Annotated in this window: 11 protein-coding genes; 7 read left to right on the top strand and 4 right to left on the bottom strand. The window is 38.3% G+C overall.

Features of this window, described 5'->3' with window-relative positions:
• Positions 1-28: 28 nt before the first annotated feature.
• From EGI31_RS22385 to EGI31_RS22370, 4 genes are all read left to right on the top strand, one after another.
• Positions 29-481: a transposase gene (locus EGI31_RS22385; protein ID WP_255039423.1), complete on the top strand. Its 453-nt coding sequence runs from the start codon at positions 29-31 to the stop codon at positions 479-481.
• Positions 482-1,088: 607 nt separating this feature from the next.
• The gene (gene uvrA, locus EGI31_RS22380) at positions 1,089-3,938 is read left to right on the top strand and encodes an excinuclease ABC subunit UvrA (protein ID WP_255039422.1); all 2,850 of its coding nucleotides are present in this window, start codon (positions 1,089-1,091) and stop codon (positions 3,936-3,938) included.
• A gap of 74 nt (positions 3,939-4,012) precedes the next feature.
• On the top strand, positions 4,013-4,249 hold the full coding sequence (locus tag EGI31_RS22375; protein ID WP_255039421.1) for a DUF433 domain-containing protein: 237 nt from the start codon (positions 4,013-4,015) through the stop codon (positions 4,247-4,249).
• On the top strand, positions 4,239-4,478 hold the full coding sequence (locus EGI31_RS22370; RefSeq protein WP_255039420.1) for a DUF5615 family PIN-like protein: 240 nt from the start codon (positions 4,239-4,241) through the stop codon (positions 4,476-4,478). Before EGI31_RS22375 ends, EGI31_RS22370 begins: the two co-directional genes overlap by 11 nt.
• A gap of 133 nt (positions 4,479-4,611) precedes the next feature.
• Here the strand turns inward: EGI31_RS22370 and EGI31_RS22365 are convergent, their stop codons facing one another.
• From EGI31_RS22365 to EGI31_RS22355, 3 genes are all read right to left on the bottom strand, one after another.
• A complete protein-coding gene (locus EGI31_RS22365; protein WP_255039419.1) occupies positions 4,612-5,232 on the bottom strand; it encodes a LysE family translocator in 621 nt (206 codons plus the stop codon).
• A gap of 203 nt (positions 5,233-5,435) precedes the next feature.
• Positions 5,436-5,762: a LytR/AlgR family response regulator transcription factor gene (locus tag EGI31_RS22360; protein WP_255039418.1), complete on the bottom strand. Its 327-nt coding sequence runs from the start codon at positions 5,760-5,762 to the stop codon at positions 5,436-5,438.
• Between the two features lie 5 nt (positions 5,763-5,767).
• Complete coding sequence (locus tag EGI31_RS22355; RefSeq protein WP_255039417.1) at positions 5,768-6,934, bottom strand: hypothetical protein; 1,167 nt, start codon at positions 6,932-6,934, stop codon at positions 5,768-5,770.
• Positions 6,935-7,156: 222 nt separating this feature from the next.
• Here EGI31_RS22355 and EGI31_RS22350 point away from each other — a divergent pair, with 222 nt between their 5' ends.
• From EGI31_RS22350 to EGI31_RS22340, 3 genes are all read left to right on the top strand, one after another.
• The gene (locus EGI31_RS22350; protein ID WP_255039416.1) at positions 7,157-9,139 is read left to right on the top strand and encodes a histidine kinase; all 1,983 of its coding nucleotides are present in this window, start codon (positions 7,157-7,159) and stop codon (positions 9,137-9,139) included.
• A 3-nt stretch (positions 9,140-9,142) separates the two neighbouring features.
• Positions 9,143-9,886: a LytR/AlgR family response regulator transcription factor gene (locus EGI31_RS22345; RefSeq protein WP_255039415.1), complete on the top strand. Its 744-nt coding sequence runs from the start codon at positions 9,143-9,145 to the stop codon at positions 9,884-9,886.
• Positions 9,887-9,948: 62 nt separating this feature from the next.
• Entirely contained in the window at positions 9,949-13,218 is a 3,270-nt protein-coding gene (locus EGI31_RS22340) for a VCBS repeat-containing protein (RefSeq protein ID WP_255039414.1), read from the top strand.
• A gap of 31 nt (positions 13,219-13,249) precedes the next feature.
• On the opposite strand, the gene EGI31_RS22335 is transcribed toward EGI31_RS22340, so the two are convergent.
• The coding region (locus tag EGI31_RS22335; protein WP_255039413.1) for a beta strand repeat-containing protein at positions 13,250-17,779 on the bottom strand (4,530 nt) is incomplete at its 5' end.

The raw sequence follows: 17,779 nt of genomic DNA, 5'->3' as shown, positions 1-17,779 counted from the left end.
TTCATATTTTTGGAAAAATAAATTTCACATGGGACAAACCTTAATTAAAAACTATGTCCACATCGTTTTCGGCACAAAAAATCAACAAGATTTTATTAATGATGAAATTGAGGATGACCTATTTGCCTATTTAGGAGGCATTTGTAATTCCCTAGATTGTATCCCGATAAAAGTAGGTGGATATAGAAATCACGTACATATTTTGTGTTCTCTTTCTAAAAAGATTGCACTAGTTAAGCTTTTAGAAATAGTTAAAGCTAATTCCTCGAAATGGATAAAAACTAAGGGTGAAGCGTTTCAGGATTTTTATTGGCAAAATGGTTATGGCTCATTCAGTGTCAATCCAAGTCAACTTCAAAGGGTTGTAGATTATATTGCCAACCAAAAACAGCATCACGAAAAAAAGTCGTTTCAAGATGAGTATCGTATAATATTAAAAAAGTATGATATTGTGTATGATGAAAAATATGTTTGGGATTGAGATTACAATCCATAAATTTTCACCTACCTCCTTTGAAAAATCTATTAAACTAAATGAGCACTATCTTTCGCCCTTTCAGGGCTAATATATGTTCATTTGGGGATGAACTAATTGGGCTTCACCCAATCCTAGAATATTTCGGGCCTTTAGCCCTTTACAATTAAAATTAAGTAATAATTTATAAATCTTCTTCGCATGTCGGTGACTCTTAAATATATATTTGATTGATATCGACCTAACCCTCAGACATTTCGGACCCATCAGGCCTTTTGTTCTATAAATTGGTTTTATAAGCCTAAATAATCTAGATGCCTTAAGCAAGGCTTAAACGTCTAGAATAGAAATAAAGTAATGTTCCACTAAAGCCCTGAAAGGGCGAAAGATTTAAGCTCAGGCCGAAAGGCCTTAGGGAGTGAGTAAGGAATCGAATCCAAATTAGCCCTGAAAGGGCGAAAGCTAATGACAAATTATTTATAGTTAAAAAATTGAACCATCATCCCTCTCCACCTTTTTTAGCAATTCCGCCTTTATTTTAAACCCAAAAAACCATTCTGCCTTATTTTTGTTTAATTTTGAGGTTCTTACAATTTTCAGCAAAAACTTTAAGGTGGTAGACAAAAAACTCAACGACGTAGAGCTTACAGGACACGAACAAATAGAGGTTTTCGGTGCTCGTGAACACAACCTCAAAAACATTGATGTAGTTATTCCTCGAAACAAGCTGGTGGTTATCACGGGCATCAGCGGTAGCGGGAAGTCTTCCTTAGCTTTTGATACTATTTACGCCGAAGGCCAACGTCGCTACATGGAGAGTTTTTCTTCGTATGCCCGTAGTTTTATTGGTGACATGGAAAGGCCAGATGTTGACAAAATCAATGGACTTTCGCCAGTAATCAGCATTGAGCAAAAAACCACCTCTAAAAACCCGCGTTCTACCGTAGGAACCACCACCGAAATTTACGATTTCTTACGTCTTTTGTTTGCCAGAGTGGGTATAGCCTACAGTTATGTAACGGGTAAACCGATGGTGAAACAGACTCAGGATCAGATTATTGAGCAGATATTTGATCAATATACGGGTAAAAAGGTGAGTATTCTGGCTCCTTTGGTTAAAGGTCGCAAAGGCCACTACCGCGAGCTTTTTGTGCAAATATCCAAAATGGGCTACCAGAAAGTAAGAGTGGACAACGAGGTGCTGGACGTTTCACCCAAAATGCAACTTGACAGATATAAAATCCACGATATAGAGATAGTGGTGGACCGTGTAATTCCCAAAACAGAGGATAGATTCAGAATCAGTCAGTCTGTCGGTACAGCTCTAAAACTCGGGAAAGGCTCGGTACTTTTGTTAGACGAAAAGGGCGATGTGCAATATCTTTCACAAAACCTCACAGATCCCGAAGCTGGCATAAGCTACGAGGACCCTTCGCCTAATTCATTCTCATTCAATTCGCCTTACGGAGCATGTCCGACCTGTAACGGTATGGGTGTAGTGGAGGAAATCACAGAGGAGTCTATTATTCCTGATAAATCTTTGTCAATTACACGTGGAGGAATAGCTCCTCTGGGAGAATATCGTGACTTGTGGATTTTTAAACAAATAGAAATAATTCTTAAAAGTTATAAGTCTTCCATCAGTGTTCCGATAGACAAAATACCAGAGGAGGCACTAAAAACAATATTATATGGAAGTGAGGAGCCAGTGGCGGTTCCTTCAAAAAAATATCCAGGAACAGACTGGAACACCAATTTTGAGGGAATCATGAATTTTCTCAAAAAACAACAGGATTCTGACTCAGACAAGATTCAAGATTGGATAAAAGACTTTATGCTCATTAAAAAATGTCCGGATTGTAACGGTCAGAGACTGAGAAAAGAGTCGTTACACTTCTTGATTGATGATAAAAACATAGCCCAGCTTTCCGACATGGATATTGCCGACTTGGCAGATTGGTTTGGTTCTTTGGAAAATAGATTAAACGATCGTCAGAATGTAATTGCAACTGAAATCCTGAAAGAAATCAAGAAACGAATCGGTTTTCTTTTTGGTATTGGGCTTGACTATCTGACTTTAAACCGACCACTCAAAACGCTTTCGGGCGGCGAAGCACAACGAATCAGATTGGCCACACAAATAGGCACGCAGTTGGTGGGTGTACTTTACATCATGGATGAGCCGAGTATAGGTTTGCACCAGCGAGACAACGTAAAGCTAATCACAGCTCTCAAAGACCTTCGTGATCTTGGTAACACCGTTTTGGTGGTAGAACATGACAAAGACATGATGTTGGAGTCGGATTACATTTTGGATATTGGGCCGGGGGCTGGTCGACATGGAGGCAAGGTGGTGAGCTATGGTACACCAAAAGAATTCATAGAAAAAGGTGGTATTACGGCTGATTATCTGAGTGATAGGGTACAAATTGAAGTTCCAAAAAAACGACGCGAAGGTAATGGTCTATTTTTGTCTATCAAGGGAGCTACCGGGCATAATCTGAAGAATGTAAATCTCAAAATTCCGTTAGGAAAAATTACTTCTATTACCGGTGTTAGTGGTAGTGGCAAGTCTTCGTTGATTCATGAGACGCTATTCCCGATACTGAACCATCATTTTTTTAGAGCAAAAAAAGAACCGCTTGAATACAAAAAGGTGGAAGGACTGGAGCATATCGACAAGGTTATAGAAGTGGATCAGTCGCCCATTGGTCGTACACCACGAAGCAACCCCGCTACTTACACGGGCATGTTTTCTGACATTCGGACACTTTTTGCAGAGCTCCCAGAATCCAAAATTCGTGGTTACAAGCCTGGTCGTTTTTCTTTCAATGTAAAAGGTGGTCGCTGCGAAACTTGCGAAGGTGCAGGCATGAAAAAAATAGAAATGGATTTCTTGCCAGATGTGCATGTAGAGTGCGAAACCTGCAAAGGAAAGCGTTTTAACAGAGAGACTTTGGAGGTGAGATTTAAGGGAAAATCTATCTCTGATGTGTTGGACATGACGGTTGAGGAGGCCATACCGTTTTTCGAAGTGCAGCCGAGAATCAATCGTAAAGTGCAGATTTTGAATGATGTAGGTCTGGGCTATATTACTTTAGGTCAACATGCTACCACGCTATCTGGTGGCGAAGCTCAAAGGGTAAAACTCTCTGAGGAACTTTCAAAAAAAGACACTGGAAAAACACTATATATTCTTGACGAACCAACCACTGGTTTGCACTTTCAAGACATCAAAAAACTCTTGGACGTTATTCAGAAATTGGCAGACAAAGGAAATTCGATTCTGATTATAGAGCACAACCTAGACGTTATCAAAATCTCCGACCATGTAATAGATATGGGACCTGAAGGCGGTAACAAAGGAGGCACCGTAGTGGCCGAAGGAACTCCTGAGCAGGTGGCCAAAGTGAAAGGTAGTTATACTGGGTATTTCTTGAAGAAGGAATTGGGGATGAAGTAATTTTTAGTTTCTAAAAATGATCAAAATCCAATTATTTGCTTGAATTAATTTAAATTTGTAAAAAAGGTTTAAATATGGATAATTATTTGGAAAGAATCACTCTGGATAAGGAGATTTGTGGAGGAAAACCCACCATCAGAAAAATGAGATTTACTGTAAGCCAAATGTTGGAGCTTTTGGCATCAGGAATGTCTCACAGTGAAGTTTTAAAAGATTATCCCTTTCTACAAGAAGAAGACATACAGGCTTGTTTACAATTTGCCGCTCAAATAGCCAATGCAAAGTCATTGATTCCTTCCCATGCAGCCTGAGAAGCTATATTTTATTATTGATACTCAGCTTCCACCTGTTTTGTCAGCCTTTTTTATAAGAAAGGGATTTGACGCTGTTCATACTTCTAAGGTTCGAGAGAATGGACAGTACATGACGGATGCAGAAATTATTGAAGTCGCTACCATGCGAAATCAAATTATTGTAACCAAAGATAAGGATTTTGTTGATTATTTCTTCGCAAAAGGCTATCCTCCAAAAGTATTATAATTACAATTTGGCAATATTAGAAATAATGAATTGATTGATGTTCTTGAGGCTAATATTGAAGAAATTTCAAAATTGTTTTTCGAAGGTCACAATCTTCTAATATTTAACGAAAAATCGATAATTGCATACTGACTCATATCAAAAACGCCTTCACCAACAAATAACAAGCTCCCAAAATCAAAAAAGAACCAACTACTCTGTTTACTTTTAAGATGAGACTGTCGGTGAAATAGTGTGAAAAAAATTCAGCCAGACGAACTTTGATAAGGTCTGCAGTGTAAGTGGTGCATACTATACTTATGAAGACCGCCAAAGTTTGGTTTCTGTTGAAATTTGTTTTGCTCATTAAAATACCAACTGTGGCAAACCAGAAAACAAAAACGCTTGGATTTAAGCCATTGAAAGCAAATCCTTTAAGTATGTTTTTTAGTTTGTCTTTGGGGTTTAATTTTACTGGTTTTTCAGATTTTACTTCTGGTTTTTTCAGGATGGTATAAATGCCATAAGCAAGTATAAAGAAGCCTGCATAGCCTTTCGCATTTTCAATAAAAGCCATGTTTTGCATTAAAAAATTTACACTCAAGAATGCAACACTTAAAAATATCAAATCATTTAAAGCCACCCCAGTGGCCAAATAACTTGCAGAGGATTTCCCCTCGGAGATACTCGTATTGACCAAGAAAAGAAAATAAGGTCCAACTGAAACTGCCAAGCCTAAGCCGATAGAGATTCCTGTGAGAATGGCGTTTAACATTTGTTTTTTGTTTGTGAGGAAATGTATTCTGTTAAAATTCTCCCCTAAATTTTGCCTAAAAGTAATGAATCTTAAATATTTATTGGCATTACTTTTTCGTGAAACTGTATTTCAAACCCCCATATTGTTAAAAAAATAACCAAGGCAAAACTTTCACCTTGGTATTTATTAAAATTTCCATTACGAAATCTTTCCCATATAATTCAAACATTGAGTCTTCCCAGTGATGCTTTAAAATCGTCTCTTCTTCTTCGAGAGACCGTCAGTTGAAGCTTGTTTTTAAGTCTAAGACTTTGAAAATGTTCGTCTGTTTTGGCAACAAAATTCATGTTAATGACCACGGACCGATTCACTCTAAAAAATCCAAACTTTTCGAATTCTTTATAAAATTCTTTCAATGTTTTGGCGAGCATTATTTTTCTCCCACATTTCAAATGGATTTCTGTGTAGTTGATATTGGCCTTAAGCAACAAAACCTCATTTGGATACACACTCTGCTTTCTATCTATTCTCAAGGGTATTGTTTTCATGACTCCTAATTATTTACCTGATAATTGTATCTTACTTCTGCACCTAAAAATTTCAAATCTGTATCAAATGGCATTGCAAAAACCAATCTGTAAAAGTTTATGGTATTATCTATTACCAAAGTGGTATTTACTCCCTGAGTTCGAATACCGAAAGGATCATTTACATTGGGTATAGTCCCTGAAAATATATTGGAATATGCCTGTGGAAGAACAGTATGATCAAATTTTTGGATGGCCCAAGAGATCATTCCTAAAGTGGCATCACCATCTATGTAATAAAACAATATTTGTGTTACCGTAGCACCATTTGGGAGCGTCAAGGGTGCATGAACCGAGCCCGATCCTGAGGAGCCAGTGAATACAATTCCTTGGTTATCATGGGTTATTGAATTGGTAGATATATGGGCTACGAATGCAGCGGCAGGGATTTTTATAACCTCAGTGCGAGTAATATTTGACCATGAAGCCGTTCCTAAATTGTCTCCCGATCTTAAAAACCTACCTGCTGCGGCATTTTGTCCTTCAAATCTTAGCGTACCCGCAGTTCTCAATGCAATGCCGCCTGCTACAGTATTTTCAAATACTCCCGCTCGGGCATTTATATTACTTGCTAAACCAAACACGGCATCACCGCTAGTAGCTGTGTGACCATAGACCCCTTTGCCGATGTTGGTTGTGCCATAGACGGCTGCCCCGCCGCCGTCGTGTTTGCCATAAACCCCATAACCATTGGCATTCAATGAGTTATTTATACCGGCTACACCCGCAGTATTTCCAGATGGAGCGGTTTCGAATGCATTCCCTAAAACCCCGTTTGCTCCATTTATGGCTGACATGGTCATACCCTGAATACCAGCAGAGTTTAGACCTCCTGCTGTATTAAGGACAGATAGACCCCCAGCCGAGAAAGCTCCACTTCCACTATAAGGTAAGGTTAATGATCCACTGCTTCCAGTTGAAGTTTCAACAGCCACCCAACCACTGCCGCCACAAACATATGCTTTGTTATTGGAGGTTAGAAATACTACTTTGCCGTAATCTGCCACTGCACATCCAGGTAGATTGGTAACCTTAGGCAAATCCAAACTTTGTGGATTAATGGTTACTGACTGGGCAAAAGAACCAAAGTTTGCCATAAGGAGTAATGCTCCTACAATTCGTACAATTTTCATAAAGAGATATAATTTTGATGAAATTTTACTTTTCTCACAACAGCAAAATTGATTCGAAAAAAAAATTAAAAATTCTTCAATTATCATGATGTATAGTTGGCTGTACAAATTGTAAGATTTTCTTATCCAGCGGTAAATGCTCGAATTACTTAAAATTTGCTAGTTTGGAATTGTAAAAAAAAGGGGGCTACTTTAGGGTAAATTTTGCTATTTGGAGTTCGAATGAAAGGCTTTTTAATCATTGTTTTTGTATTTACTATTGGTATGACTTTGGGTCAAACCCAAGTCGTGTTGTTAGATAAATGCGAAGGTTTCTATTGGGCAGGTCAACAAGATTCTGTAAGAAAATACGCCAAAGTAGCTCTGGATTTAGGGCAAAAAAGTAGCGAGAATCAAGGGTTTTTACAGTTTTTTTTGGCAAATTCCAACATGCGTTCTTACCCTGATAGTTCGTTTAGAGTTTTAAGTGCAGTATACAAAGATTTCCAAAAACGAAACGACACCAAATACCTATCTTTTATTCATACCTCATTTGGAGGATATTACCGCAAAACCGGAAACTTTAAAGAAGCCATCGCCAATTATCAAAAAGCCATAACTTTTGCTGAAAAGCATTTTGGCACTTCAGATCCACAGAAACTCAACCAAATAGTGGCTGCACAATACAACAGCATAGCTATTGTAAACCAAGAAATGTCGGACTTTGAACTATCTACCCAATATGCTCTGAAAGCATTGAAAATAGCTAATCAGTTCAATTTGCCTCAAATAGAGCTGGCATCGATCATAATTTTGGGCAATATTCAGATGCATTTTAAACAGTTGGATCAGGCAGAAAAAAGCTTTTTTTCGGCAAAAAATCTATCATCAAAAATCAACGACCAGTATCGTCTCGGAGTGGCTTTAGCCAATTTGGGCATTATAAATCTGTTGAGGGTTGAGAATTCAGCACAAAACAAAAAGGCATATCTGGCCTCGAAAAAATATTTTCTTGAGGCACTAAATATGGCGAAAACGCAGAAAGATTATACGGCTATTACGGCAAGGTATTCTAATTTGGCCAACGTAGAAAATGCCGTTAAAAACTTTAAGAGTGCAAACATTTACCTGCAGGAAGCCTTGAAAAATGCGGAGCTTTCCAATTCAAAACTCTTAAAAATGCAGGTTACAACATCTTTGGCGAGAAATCATTTGGGTTTAAACGACACGCCAAGGGCTATTGAATTGGCCAATTTAGCACTGGAAATGTCGAAACAGCTTAGCAACGAAAAGGAGTTGCCCAATCTGTACAATATTTTACAAGAAGCATACACCAAAGAGAAAGATTTTGCCAAAGCCCTAGAATACCAAAAAGCTCAAATGGCTGCTAAAGACAGTCTTTATACCACCAATACCACCGCCAAAATCACAGAGTTGCAAACCAAATATGAAACTGAAAAGAAACAAAAAGAAATAGAAGTACTCACCCTTCAAAATCAAACCAAAGAAGCCCAACTCAAGCAAAAAAACTATCTTATTTTGGTTGCTGCCTTGGGTATATTTTCGCTTTTGGGAGGTTTTTATTTTTGGAATAAACAACGAAAACTCAAAAACGTAAAAGAGGCTGCAGAAATGAAACAGCGACTTTTAAGAGCTCAGCTTAATCCACATTTTTTGTTTAATTCTTTAAATTCTATTCAAAGACTTTATGTGGAAGGTAAAACCCACATCGCCAATGATTTCATAGCCGATTTTGCCCAACTGATGCGGGATATTTTGGAAAAAACAGGCAGGACACTGATTCCAGTTTATGAAGAAATAGATTTTATAGAAGCCTACCTTTCGCTTGAAAAAAGACGGCTGGGCGATAAGTTTGATTATGAAATATGGCTAAGTGAGGAAGTCAGAAATGGCGACTATAACATTCCATCTTTTATAGTACAGCCATTGGTAGAAAATGCACTTCTGCACGGTATTTTACCTAAAAATGAAAGAGGAAAAATTGAAGTAAAAGTTGAAACACTATCAAACGCCAGTCTTGAAATAAGTATAAAAGACAATGGAGTCGGGTACTATTCAGGAAAGAAAAACCCAAACCACAAATCTAAAGCTATGGAATTGATAAAGAATCGTTTAGGTAAAAGCGGGGCTCTCATTGTTGAAGAATTGAAGGGCTCAAATGAGCAAGTTGAAGGCACAGAAGTAAAGCTAATTTTAGAATATTAGGCCATGTTAAAAATCATTATTATCGACGACGAAGAGGATGCACGGTTTCTTTTGAAGCGGGCAATAGAAGACCATTTCGGAGAAATGACAAAGGTGGTGGGTGAGGCAGAAAATTGCAAAAAAGGGCTCGATTTGATACAAAATACGGTATTTGACCTACTGTTTCTCGACATTAAAATGCCCGATGGAACTGGATTTGATTTGCTCAATAAATTGGATTCAAAAGACTTTTCGGTGGTTTTTGTGACGGCATTTGATCATTTTGCCATCAAAGCCTTTGAGTTTTCGGCGGTGGGATATTTGGTAAAGCCATTTAAGTCTTCGGATTTGAGAAAGACCATAGACCGGATACTGGAGTCAAAAACCGAAACCAATGCCCAGCAAACACCTTTCAAGATTCTCTTGGAAAACTATGAGCAGACCCAAATCCGGAAAATAGTCCTGCCCAATAACGATGGCTTTGTGGTGGTGAAACTTGAGGAAATTATTTATGTCAACAGTGTCAGAAATTACTCAGAATTCCATCTCATTTCAGGACAAAAAGTACTCACCTCCAAGCCGCTTATTACTTACGAAAACCTGCTGACCGACCAGGGTTTTTTTAGGATACATCATTCTTACTTAATAAACCTAAGTCATCTGAAGGCCTTTGTGAGGTCAGAGGGCGGAGCCGTAAAAATGCACAACGGCGATCTTTTGCCCGTCTCTCGACAAAAAAAGGGGGAGTTGATGGATAGGTTTTTATAGATCTATTTGTCGTAAATAGCTAATATTCAGTTTTTTATATACAATTTTAACCTTATATTTTTATGTTAAGGCTGTGCTTTTATTTTCTATTGTTATTGCTTTTTGGGTGTCAGAAATCAAAAGAAAAACCACTTTTTGAACTCGTTCCAGAGGAAGAATCTGGCTTTAGTTTTGTCAATGAGCTTAACGAAACAGAGCAGTTAAACATTCTTACTTATGAGTATCTGTATAATGGATCTGGTGTGGCCATTGGGGATATCAATAACGACGGCTTGCCTGATATTTTTATGGGAGGAAATTTGTTTGGCGGAAGGTTATATCTAAACAAAGGAAACCTGAAGTTTGAGCAAATTTCGGAAACAGCCAATGTGTTTTATCGGGGATTTACAACGGGGGTAAGTATGGTGGATATTAACCAAGATGGTTGGTTAGATATTTACATTTGTCGCTCATTGGATGATGATCCGAACAACCGAGCAAATCTTTTATTGATAAATAACCAGGACAATACCTTTACCGAACGAGCCAAGGAATTTGGATTGGCCGATACAGGTTACTCCACCGTTTCAAACTTCTTTGATTTTGATAATGATGGTGATTTGGATATGTTTCTGGTCAACCACAGAGTTGATTTCAAAAATGCACTTACCTTAAATACCTTCATAGAGAAAGGCACAAAAAGAGTTAAAACCAACTCTTATTCTCCCGAGAGTGCTTGTAAATTATTTCAAAACAATGGTAATCAAACATTTACGGATATTTCGGCAAAAGCTGGGATAATGAATACTACCTTTGGTCTTAGTGCATCTGTCGGTGATATTAATAACGACGGCTGGTCAGATATTTTTGTGGCAAGCGATTATGCCGATAAAGATTTACTCTATATCAACAACCAAAACGGTACATTTACCGACAAAATAGATGCTTTTTTTGAGCACATATCAAAGAATTCTATGGGGTCTGACATGGCAGATTTCAACAATGATGGTTTGCTCGATTTGATTTCCCTTGATATGGTTTCAGAAGATAATTTCAGGCAAAAACAACTGAAAGGCAATAGCCCTTATGACAAATACATGCTGGCGGCATCTGTGGGTTTGCACCATCAGGTGGTGAGAAATACGCTTCAATTGAACAATTGCGACGGGACTTTTAGCGAAATTGCTCAGTTGGCAGGTGTGTCACATACCGACTGGAGTTGGGCACCCTTATTTGCAGATTTTGACAACGACGGCTGGAAGGATTTGTATATTTCCAACGGGTATGCTCATGATGTCACCGATTTTGATTTTACAAAATATGACTCCGATGCGGCCATTCAGAAAACGGGCGGAAAGATTAGCTCTTTGGAATTGGTCAATCATATGAAGAAGACTCCAGTGTCAAATTATGCATTTAGAAACAATAAAGATTTAACGTTTTCAAACCAAACGCGAAATTGGGGCCTAGAAATTCCCTCTTTTTCTAACGGAGCTGCTTATTCCGATTTGGATCTGGATGGCGACCTGGATCTTGTGGTCAACAACTTCAATTCTAAGGCATTCCTTTTTAAAAACAATAGTCGAAATATTAACCAAAATGGTTTTCTAAATATTGTTTTTGAAAACCCTAAAGCGAGTTATGGAGCCAAAGTCTGGGTGACAACAAAAGATACAAAACAATTTTTCGAATTCACACCTTATAAAGGGTTTATGTCGTCTGTAGATAATAAAATTCACGTAGGCCTTGGTAAAAATCATATAATTGATGAACTGAAGGTGGAATGGAAAAATGGAAAGAGCCAGGTTTTGAAAAATGTTAAACCTAATCAGGCCATAAGTTTGAAAATGAATCAAGCCAACTATCAAAAATCTGTAATTCCAACCTCTGAAAAAACAATTTTTACACAGGATATTTTGAATTTCACATATCTGGAGAACGATTTTGTAGATTTTAAAAGAGAGCCACTCCTCGAACAAAGACTCTCAGATAAAGGCCCCTATGTTTCACAGGGAGATTTAAATGCCGATGGTTTGAGCGACTTTTTTGTAGGTGGATCAGCCGGAAATTCGGCTACAATTTTATTTCAAAATGATCAAAAGAAATTCACGACGGTCCAGCAAAAATGCTTTTTAGAGGACAAACATTTTGAAGACGCAGGTTCAGCTATTTTTGATATTGACAAAGATGGGGATTTCGATATTTTAACTGCAAGTGGAGGCTATGAACACGATTTAAATTCTGAAAATTATGCACTCAGATTATACCTCAACAATGGAAAGGGTATATTTGAAAAATCTAAACAGATTTTGAATTTAAAAACCAATGCCAGTGAACTGAAATTGGCTGACATAGATGTGGATGGTGACATGGATGTGTTTATTGCGGGGCATGCAATGCCTTCCAGATTTCCTTATGCTGTCCGCTCTTTCTTACTTTTAAACGATAATGGCATACTTAAAAATGTATCTAATCGACTTCCCGAAAACGGAAATTTGGGCGTGATAAACGATGCAGAATGGGTTGATATTGACAACGATAAATCTTTGGAGCTGGTCATTGCAGGAGAATGGATGCCGATAACGGTTTTAAAATACCAAGGGGGTAAATATGTACATGAAAAATCATTAAACCAAGCTTTTGTGGGCCTGAATGGATGGTGGAATTGTTTGGAATTTGGAGATGTGGATAAAGATGGCGATTTGGATTTAATTGCAGGAAACAGAGGTGAAAATTCATTTTTCAAACCGAACAAAACTACACCAGCCGTAATTTATGCCAACGATTTTGACAATAATGGAGCCATGGATGCCATTCCGGTCTATCCGTACAATGTCGAAAAACTATATCCTAAACACACTCTGGATGAATTGGCCAATCAAATTCCTTCTATCAAAAAGAGAATGAGTCGCTATGAATATTATTCCAAAGCTCAAATAGAAGATGTTTTTAGTAAAAGCCAAATAGAGAAATCCTTACGCAAAGAGGCTCATACTGCCCAAACAATGTTTTTTATAAACGATGGAAAAGGCAGATTTTCAGAAAGGACTTTGCCAATGCAGGTTCAGTTTTCGGCTGTCAAAGATGTTTTGATGAACGACTTGGACAGCGATGGAAATATGGATGTTTTAATGGTCGGAAATGAGTATGGCACTGACGTGGATTCGGGCAGACAAGATGCCTCTTTTGGATGTTTTTTGAAAGGAGATGGAAAGGGCGGTTTCAAAGTAGTCTCAAATAAAAAAGCAGGAATTAAGCTGAAAGGAAATGCCAGAAAAATAACTGTTTCAAATGGTGGAAACCAAATACTGGTCTGGATGAACCAAAGTCAGAGCATTATTTTGAAAAAGTAGCCGCCAATATTTATCAGCGGCTACTAAGCATTTATTTGGTGATGGTTTTTGGTAAATTGAAGTTCGAGGTTGTCGGTAAATTACACGGGTTTTGGATTTTAGCGTTAAATACAGCCCCGGCAGATACTTCAAAACCCGGATTCAACAAAATGGCATTACCCGCTCGGTATTCTGCCCTTGCTGGTGAAAGTATTTTGTTTAGCCCCAAAACATATTCAGTAGCCTGATAAATCGTAGTTCCCGTGCTTATTTGACTTAGGGCCACTATGTTTTGTGCCTCAGGACTAACGCTGATATTTAATACGGCGGTCGAGGTTTCTCTTGAAACGGCATCACAAGTACTAGTGCCACTCACTACACATCTGTATTGATAACCGTTCATACTGGTCGTTGCTCCAAACAATTGTAAAGTTGCTGCTGTAGCACCCTGATAGTATGTTCCGTCATAGATATTTACAAAACCAGCACCAGTATTAACCTGCCATCTATAGGTTAGCCCTTGGCCAGCTGCTGTAACCGTAAAATTCGCAAAATTTCCCTCACAAATTGTTACAGTGCTCGGATTTGACGTTATTGTTACAACCGGAATCACATTTAGAACGGCATCTATTGTTTGGCAATAATTATTTATCAAACACCTAAACTTGGCATTATTCAAATTCATTTGCACATTGGATAATGACAATGTATATGTTGTAACTCCTTGATATACAGTATTATTACTTAGGTTGGAGTAATTGATTCCATTAAAACTTATTTGCCATTGATAGGATACTGAACCTCCTCCGATATGTACAGCAGATACATTGAATGTCGTAGAATTGTTCTGGCAAATAGTCTTGTTTACTGGCTGACCAAGAACTGTGATGGTTGGATCTACTTGTAGAGTTGCGGTATTGGAGAAAATGCTTAAGCACGAACTGAATACTTGACATCTGTATTCGTAGTTGTTAAATGAAAAAGGAATATTTTTGATTAACAATTGAGCACTATTGACATTTTCATAGTTATTATCGGTTGATAAATATTCAAATCCATTTCCTTTGTTTACCTGCCATCGGTAAGACACCCCAGTTCCGTTTGCTTGAACCCCAAGGGTAATTTTATTTCCAACACAAACGGATTGTCCCGTTGGACTCGAAACAATACTCGGCAAAACATTTATGGCCAATCTGAAAGTGTCAGACACAATTGAATTACATGAATTGCTAATGACTGCCCTATATAAGTAGTTGTTCATCGAAAGGTTCAATCCAGATATTTGAAGCGTATCATTCGTAACATCACTGTAGTTTGAGGATGCTAAAATATCATTAAATCCTGCTCCGGTGTTAAGCTGCCATTGGAAACTCATTCCTGCAGTATTGGCTAAATATAAAGGAATTTTGACATTACCATTATCACAACCAAATACATTCTCAATGTAATTGAAACTATAGTTGTAGGATATTGTATTATCAATCGAAACCTGATGAGGTATAATTACACTTCGGCAGCTGTTTAATTCACATGCTACATAATACGTGGTATTGGCAGTTACGTTAGTTAGGTTTGCACCTATTGAATTCAGACCAGTCAAGTCTGTAAACCACACAGGAACAGAGCCTCCTAAACATGTTGTTGTCAAATTAAGATTTCCACCGGCACAAACATTTTGAGTACCAGATACCGGTGCGGCAGGTACTGTGTTGACAGTTACATTGGTTGTAGCCATTGCAGTGCACCCAATGTTTGTTACAGATACACTATAATTACCAGAATTACTCATTGTGGAAGTGGCTATAGTCGGATTTTGTAATATTGAAGTAAATCCATTTGGGCCTGACCAAGCGTAATCAGCCCCGCCTGAAGCGGTTAGATTTATTGGACTTCCAGAACAAAGCGTCAGATTGGAGTTAATTATGATGTTTGGTAATGGGTTAACCGTGACACTAGTTGTGGCCGTTACAACACAGATGCCGCTAGTCACTGTCAAAGTATATACACCCGAATTGTTCAATGAAGCCGATGAGATTACTGGATTTTGGGCGGCGGAGGAAAAGGTATTGGGTCCAGTCCAAGCGTAAGTTCCTCCGCCATTGCCGTTAAGGTTTATTGGACTTCCTACACAAACCGTTAAGTTTGAATTTGTACTTATTGACGGAACAGGCGTAATAGTTACACTAGTAGTTGCTGTGCTAGTGCAGCCATTGGTTGTGACTGTTAATGTATATACTCCTTGGTTATCATCGGTAGAACTTGTAATGATTGGGTTTTGAGAGGTCGAAACAAATCCATTTGGTCCGCTCCAGGAATAGTCTCCGCCTCCTGTAGAAGTCAGGTTTATACTGGAACCTTCACAAATAGTTGAAGAAGAGTTTATTGTTATTATTGGCAGAGAATTAACAGTTATTGAAGTAGTGGCAGAGCTTGAACAACCATTCAAAGAAAGTGTAACTGTATAAATCCCGCTTTGGTTAAGGGATGCCACACTTATTGTAGGATTTTGAATTAGCGAACTAAAACCGTTTGGTCCTGACCATGAAAAATCTCCACTTCCTGTTGAAGTAAGGTTTATAGCGTTGCCTTCACAGAGGGTTTGATTGGCACCTGCTGTCAAGGTTGGAATCGGATTCACTGTCACACTCGTAGTTGCACTAGCTGTACAGCCATTGGATGTAATGGTTAGACTATAAACTCCAGTATTTATGACATTAGCACTGTTTATCGTTGGATTTTGAGAGGTTGATGTAAATCCATTGGGTCCAGTCCAAGAATAGTCTCCGCCTCCTGTAGAAGTCAGGTTTATACTGGATCCTTCACAAATAGTTAAAGATGAGTTTATTGTAATAATTGGCAGAGAATTGACAGTTATTGAAGTAGTGGCAGAGCTTGAACAACCATTCAAAGAAAGAGTAACCGAATATATTCCGCTTTGGTTAAGTGTTGCTGCATTTATGGTAGGATTTTGAATTAGCGAACTAAAACCGTTTGGACCTGACCATGAAAAATCTCCACTTCCTGTTGCAGCAAGGTTTATAGCTTCGCCTTCACAGAGGGTTTGATTGGCACTTGCTGTCAAGGTTGGAATCGGATTCACTGTTACACTCGTAGTTGCACTAGCTGTACAGCCATTAGTGGTAATGGTTAGGCTATAAACTCCAGTATTTAAGACATTAGAACTGTTTATCGTTGGATTTTGAGAGGTTGATGTAAATCCACTCGGTCCAGTCCAAGAATAGTCACCGCCTCCGGAGGAAGTCAGGTTTATAAGATTTCCTTCACATATGTTTTGATTCGAATTTATGGTTATGTTTGGTAAAACATTTACTGTCACGGCTGTTGTAGCACTAGTTGTACATCCATTTGCGGTTACAGTTAAACTATATGTACCAGACTTGTTTGAGGTAGCACCCGTTATTGAAGGGTTTTGTAATGTAGAAACAAAGCCGTCTGGCCCAGTCCACGAATAGTTTCCTCCTCCAGTTGAGGTTAAAGTAATGTTTTGACCCTCACACAACGTCTGAACTGGAGAAATACTAATATTTGGTAAAGTGGTTACTGTTATATTAAAAACCATGTCTCTTGAAGTTACGCCATCAGAAACTCTGATGGTGAAGGTTTCAATACCAGCAAATGAAGAATTTGGTGTATAACTTAAACCATTTGGAGTCACAGTTCCGCCATTTGAGCTTGATGTAGCGTTAAATCCTGCCAAAATTCCGTTTGTAGGACCAGTTACAATACTCCAAGTCAAGGTCTGCCCTACATCTATATCGCTGACTGTTAGTAGATTGTTTAATTGATAAAAACCAGAGTTTTGACAGATGGTTTGATTTTGTGGGCTACTCAATGAAAAACTGGGCTCATTATTTATGATATAAGTCTGGCCCGCTGAAAACCCACTAGTGATGGCGTTTCCAGAATTATCGACAATGGATGTTCCAGAGTTTTTAAGTGTAATAGAGAGCGTCCCAGCACCTGAAATATTGTTAACTGTTACATTATAGAATAAACTACCTAGTGAGGAGAAACCAGATAAATTTCCTTGGACATTGCCTGTGGTTGCGATGCTAAAGTCGGTTAGATCTACTCCTGAAACAGCCTCAGAAAATACAACCCTAAATGTTACAGTATTAACATTGGTAATTTGAGTATTCGGATTACTTCTATTAATTCCTGAAACTACCGGAGCTACGTTGTCGTATTGAATCACAAAACTCGACGGTGCAGTATTTGAATTATTTACCGCATCAAGAAATGAGTTTGCGTTAACTGTTACATTCACTGTTCCGTTGTTTGTAGGGATTAAGTTTGCAGTGTAATTCTGCCCACTTCCTGCAAAATTGGCTATTGAACCGTTTGTTACGTTAAAATCAGTAAAGTCCAAACCTGTAATATTCTCACTTGCAGTGATGGTCAATGGAATAGGACTCACATTGGTAGGGCTATTTATAATGCTACTTATGTTTATTGTCGGGGGCGATTTGTCAATATTGTAGGTATCTCCTGTATTGAATGGCTCATTGGCTAAGGTTGGACTTAAGCCCGTGTCATTGACTAAATTTAGTCTTATAGTCCC

The organism is Lacihabitans soyangensis (assembly GCF_024343775.1).
Lineage (GTDB): Bacteria > Bacteroidota > Bacteroidia > Cytophagales > Spirosomataceae > Leadbetterella > Leadbetterella soyangensis.
This window is presented reverse-complemented; position numbering and strand designations above follow the sequence as displayed.

Excerpts from the sequence above, each read along its gene's own strand:
- EGI31_RS22365 (WP_255039419.1), bottom strand. The coding sequence starts at position 5,232 with ATGTTAAACGCCATTCTCACAGGAATCTCTATCGGCTTAGGCTTGGCA.
- EGI31_RS22385 (WP_255039423.1), top strand. The coding sequence starts at position 29 with ATGGGACAAACCTTAATTAAAAACTATGTCCACATCGTTTTCGGCACA.
- EGI31_RS22350 (WP_255039416.1), top strand. The coding sequence starts at position 7,157 with ATGAAAGGCTTTTTAATCATTGTTTTTGTATTTACTATTGGTATGACT.
- EGI31_RS22360 (WP_255039418.1), bottom strand. The coding sequence starts at position 5,762 with ATGAAAACAATACCCTTGAGAATAGATAGAAAGCAGAGTGTGTATCCA.
- EGI31_RS22370 (WP_255039420.1), top strand. The coding sequence starts at position 4,239 with ATGCAGCCTGAGAAGCTATATTTTATTATTGATACTCAGCTTCCACCT.
- EGI31_RS22355 (WP_255039417.1), bottom strand. The coding sequence starts at position 6,934 with ATGAAAATTGTACGAATTGTAGGAGCATTACTCCTTATGGCAAACTTT.
- EGI31_RS22340 (WP_255039414.1), top strand. The coding sequence starts at position 9,949 with ATGTTAAGGCTGTGCTTTTATTTTCTATTGTTATTGCTTTTTGGGTGT.
- EGI31_RS22375 (WP_255039421.1), top strand. The coding sequence starts at position 4,013 with ATGGATAATTATTTGGAAAGAATCACTCTGGATAAGGAGATTTGTGGA.
- EGI31_RS22345 (WP_255039415.1), top strand. The coding sequence starts at position 9,143 with ATGTTAAAAATCATTATTATCGACGACGAAGAGGATGCACGGTTTCTT.